Origin of the sequence: Paenibacillus sp. FSL H7-0442 (genome assembly GCF_038593105.1) — a bacterium.
Taxonomy (GTDB): Bacteria; Bacillota; Bacilli; order Paenibacillales; family Paenibacillaceae; genus Paenibacillus; species Paenibacillus polymyxa_D.
On sequence record NZ_CP151963.1, the window covers coordinates 4,599,710 to 4,617,160 of the forward strand.

A 17,451-nucleotide genomic window follows, 5' to 3' on the forward strand; every position below is an offset into this window, starting at 1 on the left:
ATCCGGCTGTAGGTTTAATTAGGGCGTCAAGCGAAATAACTTGTCCATCGTTGATCTACAAGCTTAACAATATCCTCACGCGGTAACACCTCATCCGGATACCCCGGCTTCATACGCGCATCCACTACAATCGGCAGCTTATAGTTCAGATGATGCAAACGCACTTCGCTGTCCGCGTACATATCCGTAGCCGGGTTAAAGCGAGTGAATACCGTCCACAGGAACGAGGCTTGAGAGCGAACGACTTCCTTGGCATCGTCCACAATGAAAACGAGCGGCCACTCTTGCTCACCCGCAGCTAATCGCTCCAATACACGCGCAGCGAGTTCAGGCTCCTGCTCAAAGGAAGAGCCGGACACAACGAGGCACCCTCCGCAATAGGGCTCAATTTCACGAATGCCCGGCAGATCGCCTCCCTCATAAGCACGAGGCAATTCACGTACAGGCTCACCTATTCCCATCAGGATCGCCTTACTGCCATGATTCAGCTTGCGGCCTGTGTAATCGAGTGTATCGTGTGACGTGTGATTGAAAATAAATAAATCCCTTGCTGGATTAAATCGCTCCAGAATGGTTTCTAACAGCAGGTTAAAGTCAGATAAATCAATGACTCGATCTGTCAGCATCAGGAACTTGGTCAATGACAATTGACCTTGACCCAAAATGGTAAAACCGGATACAAGCGCTTCACGGGAGTAGCTTTCACGTACGACTGCCGCTGCCAGCGCATGTACGCCCGTTTCCGCATACGCCCACAGGGACTTGACGGAAGGCATCACAAGCGGATAGGCAGGCGACAGCAGACGTTGCAAAAACTCACCGAGGTAGTAGTCTTCTTGCCGAGGCTTACCTACAATGGTTGCCGGATAAATGGCATCCTTGCGGTGATGCATATGTTTGACATGAAATACAGGGAAATCATGCTGTAATGAATAATATCCAAAATGATCGCCAAACGGGCCTTCCGGACGGCGTTCATGAGGTGGCACATAACCGCTGATTGCAAATTCTGCTTCTGCTGGAATCCGATGACCCCCAAGCGGGTCCTCTGTCATGGGCAGCTTGCCTCCCATAATAAGCGAAGCCAGCAACAGCTCAGGCAAGTTTTCCGGTGCTGGAGCAATGGCAGACGCAATCAGAGCAGGCGGGCCACCGATGATAATCGTCGTAGGCAACGGCTCATTACGCAGCTCCGCTTCATGATAATGGAAACCGCCGCCTTTATGAATTTGCCAGTGAATGCCCGTCGTCTGATCATCATAAATCTGAATGCGGTACATCCCCAGATTATGATCCTTGGGCTGACCTGGCTTCTCGGTATACACGAGTGGAAGGGTAATAAACGGTCCTCCATCCTCATGCCAACTGGTCACTTTAGGCAGTGGTGCCAGCGGAGCCTCTGTACGGCGAACTCCCAATACAGGAGCCTCGCTATGAGATACTGTTTTTAGGCCTACTTTTAGCATGTCCTTAATCAGGCCACGTTCATTCCACAATGCTTTGGGTGTAGGTGGAAACAATGTTTTGGTTGCTCCTACAATCGCATCCATCAGTTGCTCTGGGCGCGGGCCAAAAGCCATGTCCACACGGCGATTCGTGCCAAACAGATTACTGGCTACAGGAAACGGAGTTCCTTTTACATTCGTGAACAGCAGTGCCGGCCCTTCTTCCTCAATGACTCTTCGATGAATCTCAGCCAGCTCCAAGTAAGGATCGACAGGTGCCTCTATAATTTTAAGATGATTTTCTTTACGCAGTGCTTCAATAAATTGGCGCAAATTCTGGTAGATCAACTGGACGATTCCTCCTAAGCAAATCAAGCCCTCGAGAAACTCGTGGGCCTGGTTTGTTTCTTATATGCTATTATACGTGTTTAAACGCCACTTGGGCAAAAAATCCGCTTCACTATGATCTATGAAATGCTTAGGTACGTTGTGCTTGGGTCGGAACAAGCTTGCGATCCGGTGACAATTGCCATACACGATAGCTCAGATAAGCCAAGATGGAGAACAACGATGCAATCACCAGCATATGCCCCAGCACGATAAACATGTAGATTTCAGGTCTGTTGACGTACAGCAAGATAATTCCAATCACCACTTGAAGCAGGATTAACAAGACCGATACAACACCCAATATACGGATGTCCCGGTGATTCGGGTGATAACGGTATGCGTAGTGACCCACAGCCAAGATAATGACGAACAGCAGACCGGCTGAAATCTGATGAAGCAACAGTGGAGATATGAAGCCTCCAATATTTACAACCTTCTGGATGACCGAGTGACTAAGCAACGCCCCTGAATAGACAGCAATATAGGTATAGATCGTCGATAGCCATATAAAATTACGAAAGCCCCGACTGACAGGCCCAGGAATCAGACGCGGAGTGTGGCGTGAGTCCGCATGCTCCTGCCAGGCCCCCAGCGTCATCATAGTCGCACTGGCAAAAGCGATAAGCGCAAAGCCAAAATGCAGTCCCATGACCGCAGCTGATTGGGAGAATATGACAGCCAACGCCCCCATTGCACCTTGTATGATCACAAACAAGAGCGTGAGCAGCGAGAATAGCTGTAAATCCTTTCGATGCTTCATAAACAGCAAAAAGCCAACAAATGAGGCGATAGAAAGAATCCCGGCCATGGCACTGACGGAGCGGTGAGAGAACTCAATAAGGGATGCGATCGTATGTGCCGGAACCAGCTTACCATTGCATAGCGGGAATTCCCGGCCACAGCCCAGACCCGAATCCGTCCGCGTCACAACACCTCCACCGAAGGTAGCCAAAAACATGACAATACATGTTACGAGTGCCAGCCATTTTAATATTCTAATTTTGTTATTCAAATTCACCCGTATCCTTCCAAATATAATATTTATTCACTTTATATGTTGTGAAATGATCACTTATAGTAATTATAACTGATATATCGTTCCTTGACATACGAGCTTTGTTGACAAAATGTGAACGTGTTCGTGAGAAAGCCGCCCCCTTGAAAGGAAGCGGCTTTCTGAATGTCTTGATGTTTAAAATTCAATTTGGAACCTTCATGTATGCATGTACAGCATTCATTATTTTGCCAAGCTCGTATGGACTTCAACAGCCCGATCCAAAAATTGCTCAATCTCCTCGCGGGATTTGCGCAGTCTGTTCACCAGACGTACCAGTTCTCGCCCTTCACTGTAAGCGATAAAGCTAGGAATCCCCAATACATTCTGCTCTTGACTGACGCTTTCGGCCTGTTCTACATCAATCTCAATTAATGTAAGCTTATCTGCATATTGTTGTTCCACATCAGGCATGAACGGATCAATGAAATGACAATCCCCACACCAGTCCGCCTTAAATACAGCCACCGTTACGCCCGGAGTGGATATTGCCTTATTAAAGTCTTCATGAGAGACGATTTTTTGCATGGATGATTCCTCCTTAAATTCTTTTTATACTGAAAAGATTGCACTTTCTATTGTAACGCCAAGTGAAGCTTTTGCACACTCCCCCATTCTGCTCACATGCCGATTGGAAGCCCTCTCATTGAGGCATACTAAAGATATACTTAAGAATCCACCACATAAACGACGACATCCTAACAGCATACCCAACTTACTTGGCAGGATACGGGGATGCTTGCAGTTGGAAAGGAGGTTATTTAGTCATGTCTCTTACCGAATGGCTCCATACGGCATCTCGACAGCTTCAGGGAGGGCTAAAGTTACTGGGTTCCGTTCCCCGTGTTGCTGAGGAAGCTTGGGAAGGCAAACGGGCAGCCTGGACCGAATCCCGCAAATTACGCTACCCCTTGCGTGAACTAGCGTGGGATTATCATACGGCACAGGCCGCTATGAATGAAGCTGAAGCGTTAATGTTGGTGAACGGACCCGCTACGCGTCCCTCTTCTCTGAATATGCCCTTATGCGAAACAGACTGTGAGCTGCTGGAGCGGATCAAGAATGATACAGCACAGGAGAATCGCAGCAACGTCACCCGCACTGCCGCTTACCTTGAATGCTATCGTGGCTACCCGGAGTTACACTGGGCATTACTGGCCCACCTGGTTTCTCGTAATGGCGGCTATCATATGACCGATCTGAAAGGGGGGCTGATTGGCAACCTGTTCGGCGAACAGGAAAAGGAATGGCTGTATCGGCTACTGGAGCGCTGTAACGCCCTTATTTTTCAAGACGCTTATCCGCAGTTGCAACTTTACATGCACAGCCGTCATTTAGGTCGGAGTTGCTTTCATTTGTTGCCTTATTTTCACGTTTCGCCATTCATGAAGCCCTTTTGGGAACGTTTCTGGGCATGGCGTGATAGCTCTCTGTTGACTGTGGCGCTCATCATTAATGAACAAAACTATATTGAAGGACGTGTGGTAAAAGATCCGTATTTTCAAAAATTTGTGACACACAAGCCGGGCTTTTATTTGCATGACTGGCTCCAGCTTAATCAGGTTATATTTCCACTTGGGCTAAACGGTGGGCTTGCTGGACTAGTGATGGAGCGTTTCGGCCATTTGGACGAGCGGATCGGCTTTGGCAAAAGTCTCTATGCTATGCTCTTCGGCCATCAGCAGGTGCTGGACCAGGCATCAGCATTCGCTAACAGTGTGCCGCATACGGGTTCACGCAGCGACTATTGGCCTGGACTATTCACCCCGAATGAACAAAAAGCGTTGCACTCTCCAGATGAAAGTGCAACGCTTTTAGCACATGAATGGCTACCGCCAGGACAACGTCTGTACAGCCCGGAGCTGAACGCCGTCTGGTCCGATACAACTTATGATCCAATCCCCCGGTATGACTGGTTTCAGGACGGCTCCACACTTGGGCATCTCAGCGAACCAAGGCGACCGCTGTTATTTGCCATGCGCCACGAGCATCGCCATGGCATACAAAAAACAGCAATGGCCCACGTTGCCCATAACAGCTTGCAACCTTTCCACTGAAAGACTGGAGAGCTCTTTTAGCCTCGCTGTCCTGTGGACTCACGCTGTAGGCGCATTAACGGACGTAGTACCTTTTGCAACATACGTGGGTAGTTGCCCAGCTCGTCCCTGCGCAATACGCGCAATACAACCAGCAACACCAAGTAGCATACCAGTACAGCTGCCCCGGCAATACAGCACGCGATCAAGAAGGCCACACGCGCAGGCATCAGATGCACCAGCAGAATACAGGCTTCATTTACACCGTATCCGACAGCTCCCGAGACGACGACTGCGGTTAAGAACCCTGCCCAGCGACGGCCCATGATGGAAAAGGAGACGATCCCTTTAAGCACACGCAAATTCAGCAATGTGATCACGAGGAAACATAATCCGGTTGCGGCAATGATCCCGTAAATCCCAAGCCAACCAGCCAGCAGCCAGCTCGCTGCAAACTTAACGACGATACCGACCATGACATTAACCATTGAAATACGCGGCTTGCCCATACCGATCAGTATTGAATTAGAAGTCATCATCGTAATCTGGAATATCGTTCCGAGTGTCAGAACAGCGATGATACCACTGCCTCCAAGCGAGCTGAACAGTAAACCATTAATAGAATAAGCGGTCACACATAAAGCCAGCACAATCGGCATTCCAGTCAAAATAGAGATACGCAAAGCCAGCGTCATCTGATTTTGTAAATGCTGCTCATCCTTACGGGCAAATGCCGCTGAAATGATCGGAATAAGCGATTGACTGAGCGCAATGGCCAAAATCGGCGGAATTCCCGCCACACTCTGTGCCCGAGAGCCTAGATAACCCAACTGAGTAGTCGCCTGATCCAATCCCACTTGACCAGATAGCAGTCTCACCACAATCGACGTATCAATAAAGTTGACCGCCGGAACCGTCAGAGACGACAATACAATTGGAATGGAAAGCTTGAAAATATCTTTGTAAATGCGCATCATCGGTAGCGCGGAGCTTTCCTCTTGGAATTGATCTTGACGATCCTGTCGATCCTGACGACGCAATTTTACCGTGTAGTACAACATGACCGCCAGAGCGCCAAGACTTCCCATGACACCCCCAAAGGAGGCCCCAGCTGCAACCTCGCGATCTCCATAACCCAGCTTCAAAATAATAAAAGCGAGTATAATAGCGGTCGCTACCCGTGCAACCTGCTCCACAATTTGTGAAATACCGCCTGCGGTCATATTACCGCGCCCTTGGAAGTATCCACGCATCATAGCAATGGCAGGGAACAGCAGTAATGCTGGCGCCAAAGCCTGAATGGCCAAAGCGGATTGCGGAACCCCTGCTACATGCTCGGCAAAATAAGGCGCTCCAAAATACAGCAGCGCTGTAATGATAATGCCTGCCGCAGCCGCGAATATCAAAGCCGCACGATACACACGTCGCGCTTCCGAAGGTCGGTCCAGTGCATAACGTTCTGAAACCATTTTGCTCAATGTGCTTGGAATGCCGGCCGTAGCCACCGTGAGCAGCATCAAGTAAGCGTTGTTCGCAATGGTAAACGAGGCGTTCCCGACGGAACCGAGCAGATGCTCCAGTGGAACACGCTGTACCAGACCAAGCACTCTGGCCACCAAGGCGGCAGCGGCTAAAATAAGCGTACCTTTAAGGAATGTTTCTTTATTGGACAAAATGCGTTCCCTTCTTTCTTGCTGTTCACACGCATGCAAAAGCCCCGCACAAACTGTCATGGCCTGAGCCATCACCGGTGCGGAGCCGCATGTCGATTCTGTCTCTGCAAATCATAATAAACGAAAATGAATCTCGGGTTATAACACCCAAATTAAGAATACAATAATCATGGCAAGCTGCAAAATCACTTTCATCACGGTGCTGGTAAAAAGGCCTAACACAGAGCCAAAGCCCACTTTAATAGCTCGGTCCAGCGGGGCTTTGCTTATCAGCTCACCTAGCACAGCGCCAATAAATGGTCCCAAAATCAGGCCAAATGCCGGAATAACAAAGGGGCCAATAATAATCCCGATAGTACTCAGTATCGCTGACAGGCGCGAGCCACCAAATCGTTTGACTCCCCAGGCATTCACAGCGTAATCCGCGATAAAAAGGGCAACGACGATTAGCGTCTGAATGATCCAGAACAATTTATTATATGAAGCAAACGAGAAAAACCAGCCGTACACAAAAAACGCAAAATAGATGGCGAGCGCCCCCGGCAATACGGGATATACCGCCCCCGCCATGCCCACAATGAACAGCACAATGACAACAATCCAGCCTACAATGTCCATGGGCCTCCTCCTTCTCGTCCATTTATTCTGCTTGCTGCATCATTCGTTTTATTACACAAGCACATAATCGCGGATCACTTCTACAATGCCGTCGTCATTGTTCGAAGCCACGACCACATCAGCGGCTTCTTTTACTGTATCCTGAGCATTCCCCATTGCTACGCCCAGTCCAACCGCTTGAATCACAGCCAGGTCATTCAGACTGTCGCCAACGGCAACCACCTGCTCCAGAGTAATGCCAAGCAGGTCGCACACTTCAGCGATTCCACTGGCCTTGGATATACCAGCTGGGTTAATTTCCAGATTCGTCATTGAAGAATTGGAGATTTCAAGTCCACCCATGTCCTGAAGCTTCAGCAAAATTTGGTGGCGAATTTCGTCATTTTCCGTATTATAACCGAATTTAAGCCATTCCTGTGTGTCCAATGTATTCGGCCAACGATCTCTGTTATATAATTCCTCCGTTGAGTAAGCCCAGAACCAGGAGCCTGTTTCTACAGCAATCTGGTGCATCTTACGAACGAGCTCCTTATCAAGTAAATAACGACGCCACAACTCGTGGGGTGATTTCCACACCTCACTGCCGTTTACGGTTACCATTGGCGTCTCCAGGCCGAGTTGCTGACCGTAAGGCAGAGCATGCATCGCTGCACGTCCGGTGGACAAGCATACATGGATCCCTTCCTGTATCGCCTTGTTAATCCAGTTAATCGTTTCCAAGGAAATTTCATGATTATCATTCAGTAAAGTTCCATCCATGTCGAGCGCAAGCAGTTTGTATTTATATTGGTTCTCTCCCATAGTGTCTCTTCCTCCTGTATGTCCCTTATGTCCAACGACATTTTACCATGAAAAAGAGAAGCCCACAAAAAAATTCAAGTCCTCACTTTGCTGCCAGAGGCTTTTTAGGAGTACCATCTAGCCCATATACTTCGTCATACGCATCAAATATTTTACGCGCAACCGGTCCCGCGCTCGTCGCACCAAAGCCCCCTTCAGGAATGATGACCGCTACTGCCAGCTTCGGATTTTGACGTGGAGCAAAAGCGATGAACACCCCGTTATCTTTAACCGTACGTCCCACCACCTGCTCGGAAGTCCCCGTTTTACGGGCATAATCATAAGGAAATCCATTAAAGGCTTTAACATCCGTAGCCATACCTCGAATCACTGTATTCCAGTGCGTATCTGAAAAAGCGACCTCATTCAGCACCTTCGGCTTAAATTCACGTACAAGATTCCCCTGATCATCTACAATTTTGCTGACCAAATGAGGCTGCATACGCTTGCCCTTTGTTGCCAGCACAGTTGTATACTGGGCTAACTGCATGGCCGTATACTTTCCCTGCTGACCAAAGGATGCCTGTACCAAACGTGTCAGCGCACTTTCATGCTTGCTCATATACTCAAGTCTGCCTGCCCACTCGCCCGGCAAATCTACTTCAGTTGGTACGCCTAATCCAAATTCCTTCATATACTTGTCCCATACATCAATTCCCTGATGAATCCCTGCATTACTTCCGTATTTGTCATACATCGGCTTGCCGATCATATCCACCATAAACGTATTTGACGAGACCTCAATTGCCCTGCTAGGTGTCAAAGAACCATACACATGTCCGCTAGAATTCCCAACCCGGCTGGAGCGATTTTTACCGTAGTACGCACTTCCCGTATCCTGATAAGTCTGTCCGGGGGAAAACAGGTTTTCCTTCAACCCGATCAGCACGGTCAGCGGTTTAATGGTTGAACCCAGAAGTACCGAGGATTCTGGATGTGGACCTGCTTTACCGCTAGGGACGGATTTAATGGTTCCGTTTCCCATTTTATGCTGAATTTCGTCATATACCGAAGGTGGGGTACTCCCACTTTTCCATACATTAGAGTCATAATCCGGCATACTGGCCATTGCCACGATATTTCCGGTCTCTACCTCCATCGCTACAGCGAAGCCAGTGGTTGCGTCTTGATGAAGCTTCCCCGATACGGCATGAGTATGAAGCCAGCGAAGCTGATCCATAATGGCCTGTTCGGTTTTCTGCTGAATTTCCTTGTTGATGGTGGAATATAAATGATGTCCTTTTTCAGGAGGAGTAATGGATTCAATGCCCTCCGGCATGCTGCGAGGATTGACCTCTACCGTTTTATATCCGTTTTTCCCTCTCAGCTCGTCCTGGTACTGAAGCTCCAAGCCATCATATCCGACCGTTTCACTTTCCGAATAAACCTGTGCCGGTTTTAAAACCTCTGAATTCGCTTCATAGAGCTCTTTATATTTGGGCCGGTTCGTTCGAGCTCCTTTGAACTTGTACATATATCCAATCGTTTGTACCGCCACCCGATCCGGGTCATAATGGCGTACACTTTCTTCTACAACCTCTACACCAGGGAACTCTGTCCGATGTTCCAGAAAATAAGCGATTTCCTCCCGACTCAGGTCGGATTTGACCAAACGTGGGGTAAATCCCCTATATTGATTATAGTCCGGGTCCAGTCTCTTTTTTATTTCCTCTGCATTAAGCTGCTCTCCTTCGGTACGACCCAGTTCGTTTAATTTGGCAGCAAGCTTGGCAGCAAATGCATTGAGCTCAGGGAGCAGTTTTTCCCCCGGCTTCCGATCTTTCTCCGTACGTTTGCTATAATCCTTAGATAAAGTTACATACAAGGACTGTACTGAAGTCGAATACGCCAGCTTAACCGTACCTGTAGAGTCATAAATCGTGCCGCGACTCGGGGCTAACGGGACATTTTTTGTATTTACGGATTGCTGCTGGCCTTTCAGCTCCTCCGATTGTACAAACTGCAATACAGCCAGTCTGGTAATGATCAGGGCAAACAGCACAAAAGCACCAAAAAACAGTAGGTTGGTTCGTAAAATCGTCCGCTGTTTTCGTGACTCTTCATTCTCTTCAACATTTTTCTTTTTAAACGAAAACTTTTTATCCAAACTTCCTCTATCCATATTAGCTCGTCATTACTCCTTCCAATAGGTCTCATATTCCTGATCCTACCATATCCAAAGCCATAAACAATGAATTCCAAGATGACAATTTTGTAAGAAAACGTAGAAAAAGCATAAAAAAGCTTCCCTCAGCCTAAAGGCTAAGAGAAGCTTTCATGAAATGATATCGTATAAAATGATTATGGCTGTTTGGTTGTATTAGGATCGGTTGCTGTGGCATCCTTTTTCTTAGGTACCCCATCCAATCCATAAACTTCATCGTAGGCATCAAAGATTTTACGTGCCACAGGTCCGGCGCTCCAAGCCCCGAAGCCTCCTTCCGGTATGACAACGGCTACGGCCAGCTTAGGATTCTGACGTGGTGCAAAGGCGATAAATACTCCATTATCTTTCAATTCTCTGCCTACACTTTGCTGCGATGTCCCCGTTTTGCGAGCAAAGTCGTAAGGGAAACCTTTAAATGCGCTGACATCTGTTGCCATCCCGCGTATGACTTCATTCCAGTAGGCATCCGGAAATTTTACTTCATTTAGTACTTTCGGCTTAAACGTTTGAACTACATTGCCGTTGGTATCTTTAATTTGACTGACCAAATGCGGCTCCATCCGTTTACCCTTGGTAGCGATCATTGTTGTGTACTGGGCAAGTTGCATAGGTGTATATTTACCTTGTTGACCAAAGGAAGCATATGCCAGTTTGGAGAGGGCTGACTCGTCTTTTTTCGTATATTCTAAAAGCCCCTTGAACTCACCGGGCAAGTCTACTCCAGTAGAAACACCTAATCCAAACTCCTTCATATAACGATCCCATACGTTAACGCCCTGGTCTTCTGTAGCATTATTTCTGTATTTATTATATAAGCGCTTGCCAACCATATCGACCATGAAAGCATTAGAGGAATGACGTATAGCGGTAGCCGGGTCCATTGAACCGTACACATGACCAGATGAGTTCCGCACCCGTGCAGAGTTGTTACGTCCGAAATAGGCTGCTCCTGTGTCTTGATAATACGTATTTGTTGTAAACAGTCCTTCTTCCAATCCAATAAGAACAGACAGCGGTTTAATAGTTGATCCGAGAAGCACGGTAGAATCTGGGTGCTGTCCAGATTGGCCTGAGCCAACATTCTTAATTGTAGCATTTTGATACACATGTTTTATTTCTTCATATTTGTCTTTTGAAATCGTACCCGTTTGCCAATAATTCGCATCATAATCCGGCATACTAGCCATCGCCACCACATTTCCTGTATCCACTTCCATAGCCACAGCAAAGCCTGTTTTAGCATAAGGATGAGTCCTGCCAGATACAGCGTGTGTATGAAGCCATCTCAATTGATCCATAATAGCATTTTCAGTCTTCACCTGAATTTCTTTGTTAATCGTGGAATAGACATTATCCCCTTTTTGCGGAGGTGTAACAGAATCTACGCCTTCAGGCATATTGCGCGGATCAATCGGGACCGTTTTATAACCATTTTTCCCTCGTAACTGTTCCTGATATTGAAATTCCAGTCCATCAAAGCCAACAGATTCATTATCCATATAAATGAGGCCCGGATCATTTTCAGCTGACATGGATTTTTGGATGTTTTTATATTTAGCCAACGTTTCACGCGCACTTTTATAGCTTTTAATGTAGCCAACCGTTTGGACAGCTACCGTATCAGGATCATAATGGCGTACCGTTTCCTCAACGACATCTACGCCCGGAAACTCACTCTTATGCTGCATAAAATAGGCCACTTCATCTTTGTTAAGATTCGTTTTAATCAAACGCGGCGTAAAACCGCTAAATCGCTGATAGTTCCGATCCATAGCGTCCATAATTTGTTCTGCCGTCATTTTCGGCTCATCTTTATTACCATATTGTGCAAATCGATTTGCCAGCTTTTGTGTCATGTTTTCCAGCTCAGGCAACAGCTTTTTATCAGGCTTACGCAACTGCTCCATACCATCACTGTAATTCTTGGAGAGCGTTATATAGAGCGACTGTACTGGTGTAGAATATGCCAGCCTGTTCTGTCCGGTTGAATCATAAATCGTTCCGCGAATCGGCGTAAGTGGTACATTTTTGGTAACATTACTGGCCTCCTGCTGCTTGAGCTGAGGTCCATCCACGAATTGAAGTATCGCCAATCTTACAATGATGACTGTAAATATAATGAACGAGCTGAAAAAGAACAGATTGATCCGGAAGCTAAATCTTTTTCGGTCGGATGTCTCATTGTCTTTTCCTTGCTCGTTGTCCATCTTTCTCATGTGCCCTTTTCCACTCCTTCTTAAATCACTTTATCCTTGATATGTGTTTGGGCAAAACCAGGCGGATTAAACCAGTCCCCACTTTGCGCCCAGGTCGGGTCTAGCGGTACCCACTGATTCTGTCCGCTCAAATATACCTCATTCCAGGCATGGGACCCGTATCCTCCCTGTCCGTTGTACCCAAGGCCTGTTACAACCTTGACCTGTAGCCCCTGCGAACGAGCCATCATTGAGTAAAGGCGGGCATAATCAATGCACACTCCTTTACGTGTATCAAACGTATCTCTGGGAGTCTGTTCATGCCAGTCACCACGTTGCTCATAGGCTTCAACCTTACTGTAATCATAGCTAATACGGGTGCCTACCCATTCATACAACGCTCTAGCTTTTTGCTCGTCACCGCTAGCCCCTTCTGTAATCTTGGCCGCTGCCTGAACGATATCGCTTGGAATGTCCCGGTCGATTATTTCATATTTGCGCTGCATGATACCATTCAATTCCTTGGTAACAGCCTGCGTAAATACGGGCAGCTTATCCTTAATCAGAGTCCCCGACAACGGCTCAATGACCGATTGCGCACCTTGCTTATAAATCGGTGAAGCTTGTACGTAGCTGCTAAACCCGCTGTCTGGGTTCAGACTTACGCCTATGAACAGCAGGGCTATGATTATCATGGCGCGAGCTCCACCAATAAGAGTACCTATTCCAGCCCCTGCCACCCTGCTGAAAAAGCCCGATTTTTGGGGATGCTCATGGAGAGAGGAATCTGATTTTCCACCTACCATCAACACATAAATGGCACGCAGTATAAACTGGGCAATAGCATAACTGAGCATGAACAATACGGCGAATCGCAGCAGCGGAAAACCCTCTATCCCCGCCACAAGCGTATAATAAAATTGCTCAATCCCGCTTAGTTTTCGCTGTGGCAAATGCTCCATGTAAGCTGCCAGCCATTGTTGCACCTTCGGTGAAAGCCACATGGCTAATCCGAGCGAGCACAAAATACCCGCTACAGTCAGTATGCCATCCACAATAAGACTAAACAGCGCCCCTACAGATCTGGAAGCTCCTCGTCTCCAGCCCTGAATCAACGACAGCAGTACAATGACAATTAAAAACACCGTCACGCCATTCCAATGAAGAATAGGCTCCAGCCAGGATGGTTTCATTGTGTTCCTCCTGTCTCTACGGCGACTGTGGCGACTGTGTTACAGCCGAGCCTTTCGCACCTTCGATATATTTCTTGACGGTATCGCCCATACTCCACTCGCCCAGCGACATCCCCTGAAACCATACCTTGACCTTGTCACCATCAAATGGACCTTTCACTTCCAAGTTGGAGCTGGTTACCGAAAACGTACCATCCGCGTTGGATGTGTATTGGGCATCCCGTCCCTCTTTGATCATCATGTTCAAGGCCTCGCTCTGAACCTTGTTAATCGCATCATCCTTTGCCTGAGTAACGACCTTGCCGACCTGTTCAAAGGAAATGCCACTGTAGATAAGCAAGCCTGCAATTACGACGATGACAATCAGCCATTTTATGAGAGTTCTTACAACCTTCAATATGACTAACAATAGGACAAGCCCAATTAATATATACAGCCAATTATCTTGAACAATCTGCCAATTATGTTCCAAAAACTCTCTCCAGACGCCCTTATCCATTTCGCTACACTCCCGTTTTCAACTACATGATTCGAATTGCAAAATTGTCTCTGTAATTATACATGATTACGCAATGTCCTGTCAGCTTAGGTCTTATACATACCTTGTCTTTCAATTCTTGTCCATACAAAGTGGTCTATGTTCGTCCAATCCAGCGTACAACTTAGGAAGGGCCAATACGAAGTAACATGAAAGTTTACATTAGGGAAAGGGGGTCATTCACATGAAAACAGCCCTCTGGCTGTATCTCTTTTTGTTCATTGCCTTTTTTGATCTGCATGCGCAATATCCTATTTTGACGCCATTCGCCATCTCTCTGGGGGCAGCTCCTACCTTTATCGGTTGGATGATGGGGATTTACTCTCTGACTCACCTGCCTGGCAATTTGATGGCAGGTCCCAAAGTCGACAAACACGGCAGTCGCCGATATATTATGTTCAGCCTGACAGCTGCAGGCCTGATCCTGATCATTCAATCGTACATCCATACACCGTGGGAATTACTTTTTCTGCGTGCGATTAGTGGCTATGTGTTGGCTTTTTTATCTCCAGCCTGTCTGGCCATGCTGGCGCAACTGTCTGATCATCCGGTTACGCAGGGTAAATATATGTCGGGGCATGGTGTCGTCCATACGTTGGCCTCTGTTCTGTCTCCAGCCGCAGGCGCATTTATCGTAGCCAGTTTTGGCTTTAGCGAGACATTTAGTTCCCTTGGCATCATTCTCATAATCACGGGGCTTATGGCTTATTTCACCTTACCCAAAAAAGCACCCGCTCCGCAGGCCCAATTATCTGATGGTCATACGACACCTGCTCCACTCTCGGCAGCACAGACGCGGTTACCATTCAATTGGCGTTACCTGCTTTTACCTTTTGTTTTGGCGTGCGCACAAGGCATTTTATTTTATGAGATCCCATTACGAAATAACGGTTCTGCGTCCATGATGTCCACCGGATTGCTTTTTTCCATCATCAGTTTGGGAGCACTCTGTACGCTTAGTTTGCTTTTTCTGAACAAATATTCACCGATGGTAAGGCTACTTTGTGGCATTATTCTGATGTCTTTAAGCTTCTATGCACTCGCCACCACGCCCGAAGCGACAATAGGCATCATCCTGTTTATTTTGGGAACAGCCAAAGGCATCATTTTTCCAGCGCTGGCCTCTCTCTTCATACGAATTGGAGGTGCTCGATTGGGCAAAACCTTTGCCCTGCAATCCATTGCAACGTCAATCGGCTCCTTTGCCGGGCCTGTACTGGCGGGTCAGCTTCCGGATCACATATCCCCTTTTTTTATCGCATTTCTGATTCTGATGGCTGGCCTGCTATTCGTTCCCGTTAAGCGCATATCTCCGACGCCGCCACTGTCTGCCACAGGACCTTATCATTCCTAGCTAGTCTGAGGCAGTGGGTATGCTAAAATGCTATCTTTAAAGCCCAAAATGCCGTTCCAGAGGGCAGATGCACAGTACACTATACCCCTATCCACATAGACTATTTTGACTGAACATTCACTAATAAAGGGAGGTGCAGCCTGTGAGCCACTGTCATCCTGTAAGCCCTTGCCCTGTTTTTGGAACTTCAACTGGCACCATTCTTGTTCTTTATATTCTGCTCGTCATCATTCTCCGTACTTGCTGGTTTTAATGTCTAAATTGCCCTAACATGTTGTCCCTTGTACCCATGCCTGCCACTTCTGGCAGGCTATTTTGTTATTTTTTGCATGAGAACCCTATTTGGAGCTACACTATACTCATATTCTTCATTTCCCGGGGAATTTCGAGCATATGTATCAGACAAGGGGTGAGCTTAAATGGCGATAACCGTGATCGTCGAAGGGAAAAATGACCGCAGCAAACTTCGCCGATTACTTGACCCGGAGGTTCACATTTTATGCACCTTCGGCACACTAAACTCTATAAAACTGGAATCCCTCCACAAGCGAGCCAAGCACGACGAAATATATTTATTTATGGACAATGACAGCTCAGGGAAAAAAATAAGGGGTGTGCTTGCAGACTCTTTTCCAGATGCCTACCATATGTATACCCGCAAAGGATACGCTGGCGTAGAAGGGACTCCAGACGAATATGTGATCGCTCAATTGGAAAAAGCAGGATTAGAAGAATACATTATATACCCGCCACCTGTTCTTTAGTCTTGAATAACAAAAAAGCTGTCCTCAGGCCGCTTTCATGCCTGTTGGACAGCTATATGGTGTACTATAAAATGCCTCTAAAATGACATTAGAATTTATGAACCGTATCGACGATCATCAGCAAGAAGCTGAGTGTCAGATGGTTAATGGAAAAGAAAAATACTTTTTTGGCCCAGGAATCCGTTTCTTCTTCCTTAATCGTAAAACCTTTAAAGGCATAGAATGCCCACAGCACGGACAGTAACACGGACACGATCATAAAAATCATACCGGCATATCCATAAGCATACATAAGGATGGGTACCGGAATCAGCAATACAATATAAGGAATCATCTGAATTTTGGTCCGATGGATACCTTTTACGACTGGCAACAACGGAAATCCTGCTGCGCGATATTCCTCAACTCTGCGAATAGCAAGTGCCCAGAAGTGAGGCGGCTGCCATAAGAACAGGAGAGCGAATAAAAGCCAAGCGCCCATATCAATACGACCCGAAGCGGCCACATAACCAATTACAGGAGGCATTGCACCAGAAATACCGCCGATGGATGTACTCCATGTAGATGAACGTTTTAACCAAAGTGTATAAATACCGACGTAGACGAACATACCAAGTAATCCCAGTAATCCTGCCTTTACACCAGAGAAGAAGAATAGAACAGCTAACCCGACAACACCCAAAATAATAGCGTATGACAACACCGTTGTAGGGGTCAGACGCCCTGTTGGCAGTGAGCGATTACGTGTACGTTCCATTTTCAAATCCAGCTCACGGTCAAAATAGTTGTTAAAAACACATGAAGATGCCATAACCAGCATTGTACCTAAAAGTGTAAGAATTAGCTTTATATAGTCAACGTCCCATTGCGATGCTAACCAAAAACCACCAAAGGCTGCAACCAGATTGGTACGAAGGATGCCTGGCTTGGTAACTGTAATAAAATCTTTCCAAGTGCCCGCTTTGCCGGGTGGTTTAGATTTTACAGAATAGGTAGCCGCATCCGAAGAAGTCTTATAACTTATATTATCCATTGTGAGTAACTCCCCCTTAGAGATGTATGAATTCGGGAGTAAGTTGAACTCCGATATAAATTTTATCATATACCTACCCTAAAAAGTTTGACAGAAAACGCACAAAACGTTCACAATTCCGATGGCAAATCGCCCCTGCTGATCGTTTACA

Annotated in this window: 14 protein-coding genes and 1 pseudogene; 4 read left to right on the forward strand and 11 right to left on the reverse strand. The window is 46.9% G+C overall.

All coding sequences use genetic code 11. The features are described 5' to 3' along the window. Positions 1-26: 26 nt before the first annotated feature. The 3 genes from MHH57_RS20310 to MHH57_RS20320 form a co-directional block, all read right to left on the reverse strand. The gene (locus tag MHH57_RS20310) at positions 27-1,793 is read right to left on the reverse strand and encodes a UbiD family decarboxylase (protein WP_208332629.1); all 1,767 of its coding nucleotides are present in this window, start codon (positions 1,791-1,793) and stop codon (positions 27-29) included. A gap of 130 nt (positions 1,794-1,923) precedes the next feature. Continuing rightward, a complete protein-coding gene (locus tag MHH57_RS20315) occupies positions 1,924-2,853 on the reverse strand; it encodes a COX15/CtaA family protein (protein ID WP_029518217.1) in 930 nt (309 codons plus the stop codon). A gap of 219 nt (positions 2,854-3,072) precedes the next feature. Next, a complete protein-coding gene (locus tag MHH57_RS20320) occupies positions 3,073-3,417 on the reverse strand; it encodes a thioredoxin family protein (protein ID WP_029518216.1) in 345 nt (114 codons plus the stop codon). A 239-nt stretch (positions 3,418-3,656) separates the two neighbouring features. Here MHH57_RS20320 and MHH57_RS20325 point away from each other — a divergent pair, with 239 nt between their 5' ends. Further along, complete coding sequence (locus tag MHH57_RS20325) at positions 3,657-4,946, forward strand: DUF2515 family protein (protein ID WP_318627995.1); 1,290 nt, start codon at positions 3,657-3,659, stop codon at positions 4,944-4,946. A gap of 17 nt (positions 4,947-4,963) precedes the next feature. Here the strand turns inward: MHH57_RS20325 and MHH57_RS20330 are convergent, their stop codons facing one another. From MHH57_RS20330 to MHH57_RS20360, 7 genes are all read right to left on the reverse strand, one after another. Next, positions 4,964-6,598, reverse strand: a complete 1,635-nt coding sequence (locus tag MHH57_RS20330) for a polysaccharide biosynthesis protein (RefSeq protein WP_340933105.1) — start codon at positions 6,596-6,598, stop codon at positions 4,964-4,966. A gap of 138 nt (positions 6,599-6,736) precedes the next feature. Next, the gene (locus MHH57_RS20335) at positions 6,737-7,216 is read right to left on the reverse strand and encodes a DUF456 family protein (RefSeq protein ID WP_318627993.1); all 480 of its coding nucleotides are present in this window, start codon (positions 7,214-7,216) and stop codon (positions 6,737-6,739) included. 51 nt (positions 7,217-7,267) lie between these two features. Further along, positions 7,268-8,017 (reverse strand): Cof-type HAD-IIB family hydrolase, encoded by a 750-nt coding sequence (locus tag MHH57_RS20340; RefSeq protein WP_029518213.1) that lies wholly within the window; start codon positions 8,015-8,017, stop codon positions 7,268-7,270. An 82-nt stretch (positions 8,018-8,099) separates the two neighbouring features. Next, complete coding sequence (locus MHH57_RS20345) at positions 8,100-10,178, reverse strand: penicillin-binding transpeptidase domain-containing protein (RefSeq protein ID WP_342434452.1); 2,079 nt, start codon at positions 10,176-10,178, stop codon at positions 8,100-8,102. A gap of 179 nt (positions 10,179-10,357) precedes the next feature. Beyond that, positions 10,358-12,439, reverse strand: a complete 2,082-nt coding sequence (locus tag MHH57_RS20350) for a penicillin-binding transpeptidase domain-containing protein (RefSeq protein ID WP_342434453.1) — start codon at positions 12,437-12,439, stop codon at positions 10,358-10,360. A 20-nt stretch (positions 12,440-12,459) separates the two neighbouring features. Further along, entirely contained in the window at positions 12,460-13,611 is a 1,152-nt protein-coding gene (locus tag MHH57_RS20355; RefSeq protein WP_342434454.1) for a transglutaminase domain-containing protein, read from the reverse strand. Between the two features lie 16 nt (positions 13,612-13,627). Next, positions 13,628-14,110, reverse strand: a complete 483-nt coding sequence (locus tag MHH57_RS20360) for a hypothetical protein (protein WP_029518209.1) — start codon at positions 14,108-14,110, stop codon at positions 13,628-13,630. Positions 14,111-14,333: 223 nt separating this feature from the next. Between MHH57_RS20360 and MHH57_RS20365 the strand changes: the two genes are divergently transcribed. From MHH57_RS20365 to MHH57_RS20375, 3 genes and pseudogenes are all read left to right on the forward strand, one after another. After that, complete coding sequence (locus MHH57_RS20365) at positions 14,334-15,503, forward strand: MFS transporter (protein ID WP_342434455.1); 1,170 nt, start codon at positions 14,334-14,336, stop codon at positions 15,501-15,503. A 178-nt stretch (positions 15,504-15,681) separates the two neighbouring features. Next, positions 15,682-15,756, forward strand: a pseudogene (locus MHH57_RS20370) (sporulation protein YjcZ); the annotation flags it as partial. A gap of 166 nt (positions 15,757-15,922) precedes the next feature. Beyond that, complete coding sequence (locus MHH57_RS20375; RefSeq protein ID WP_029518206.1) at positions 15,923-16,267, forward strand: toprim domain-containing protein; 345 nt, start codon at positions 15,923-15,925, stop codon at positions 16,265-16,267. 88 nt (positions 16,268-16,355) lie between these two features. On the opposite strand, the gene cyoE is transcribed toward MHH57_RS20375, so the two are convergent. Continuing rightward, the gene (gene cyoE / locus MHH57_RS20380; RefSeq protein WP_013311855.1) at positions 16,356-17,300 is read right to left on the reverse strand and encodes a heme o synthase; all 945 of its coding nucleotides are present in this window, start codon (positions 17,298-17,300) and stop codon (positions 16,356-16,358) included. Positions 17,301-17,451: the final 151 nt, after the last annotated feature.

Excerpts from the sequence above, each read along its gene's own strand:
- MHH57_RS20320 (WP_029518216.1), bottom strand. The coding sequence starts at position 3,417 with ATGCAAAAAATCGTCTCTCATGAAGACTTTAATAAGGCAATATCCACT.
- MHH57_RS20325 (WP_318627995.1), top strand. The coding sequence starts at position 3,657 with ATGTCTCTTACCGAATGGCTCCATACGGCATCTCGACAGCTTCAGGGA.
- MHH57_RS20335 (WP_318627993.1), bottom strand. The coding sequence starts at position 7,216 with ATGGACATTGTAGGCTGGATTGTTGTCATTGTGCTGTTCATTGTGGGC.
- MHH57_RS20340 (WP_029518213.1), bottom strand. The coding sequence starts at position 8,017 with ATGGGAGAGAACCAATATAAATACAAACTGCTTGCGCTCGACATGGAT.
- MHH57_RS20345 (WP_342434452.1), bottom strand. The coding sequence starts at position 10,178 with ATGGATAGAGGAAGTTTGGATAAAAAGTTTTCGTTTAAAAAGAAAAAT.
- MHH57_RS20350 (WP_342434453.1), bottom strand. The coding sequence starts at position 12,439 with ATGAGAAAGATGGACAACGAGCAAGGAAAAGACAATGAGACATCCGAC.
- MHH57_RS20355 (WP_342434454.1), bottom strand. The coding sequence starts at position 13,611 with ATGAAACCATCCTGGCTGGAGCCTATTCTTCATTGGAATGGCGTGACG.
- MHH57_RS20360 (WP_029518209.1), bottom strand. The coding sequence starts at position 14,110 with ATGGATAAGGGCGTCTGGAGAGAGTTTTTGGAACATAATTGGCAGATT.
- MHH57_RS20365 (WP_342434455.1), top strand. The coding sequence starts at position 14,334 with ATGAAAACAGCCCTCTGGCTGTATCTCTTTTTGTTCATTGCCTTTTTT.
- MHH57_RS20375 (WP_029518206.1), top strand. The coding sequence starts at position 15,923 with ATGGCGATAACCGTGATCGTCGAAGGGAAAAATGACCGCAGCAAACTT.
- cyoE (WP_013311855.1), bottom strand. The coding sequence starts at position 17,300 with ATGGATAATATAAGTTATAAGACTTCTTCGGATGCGGCTACCTATTCT.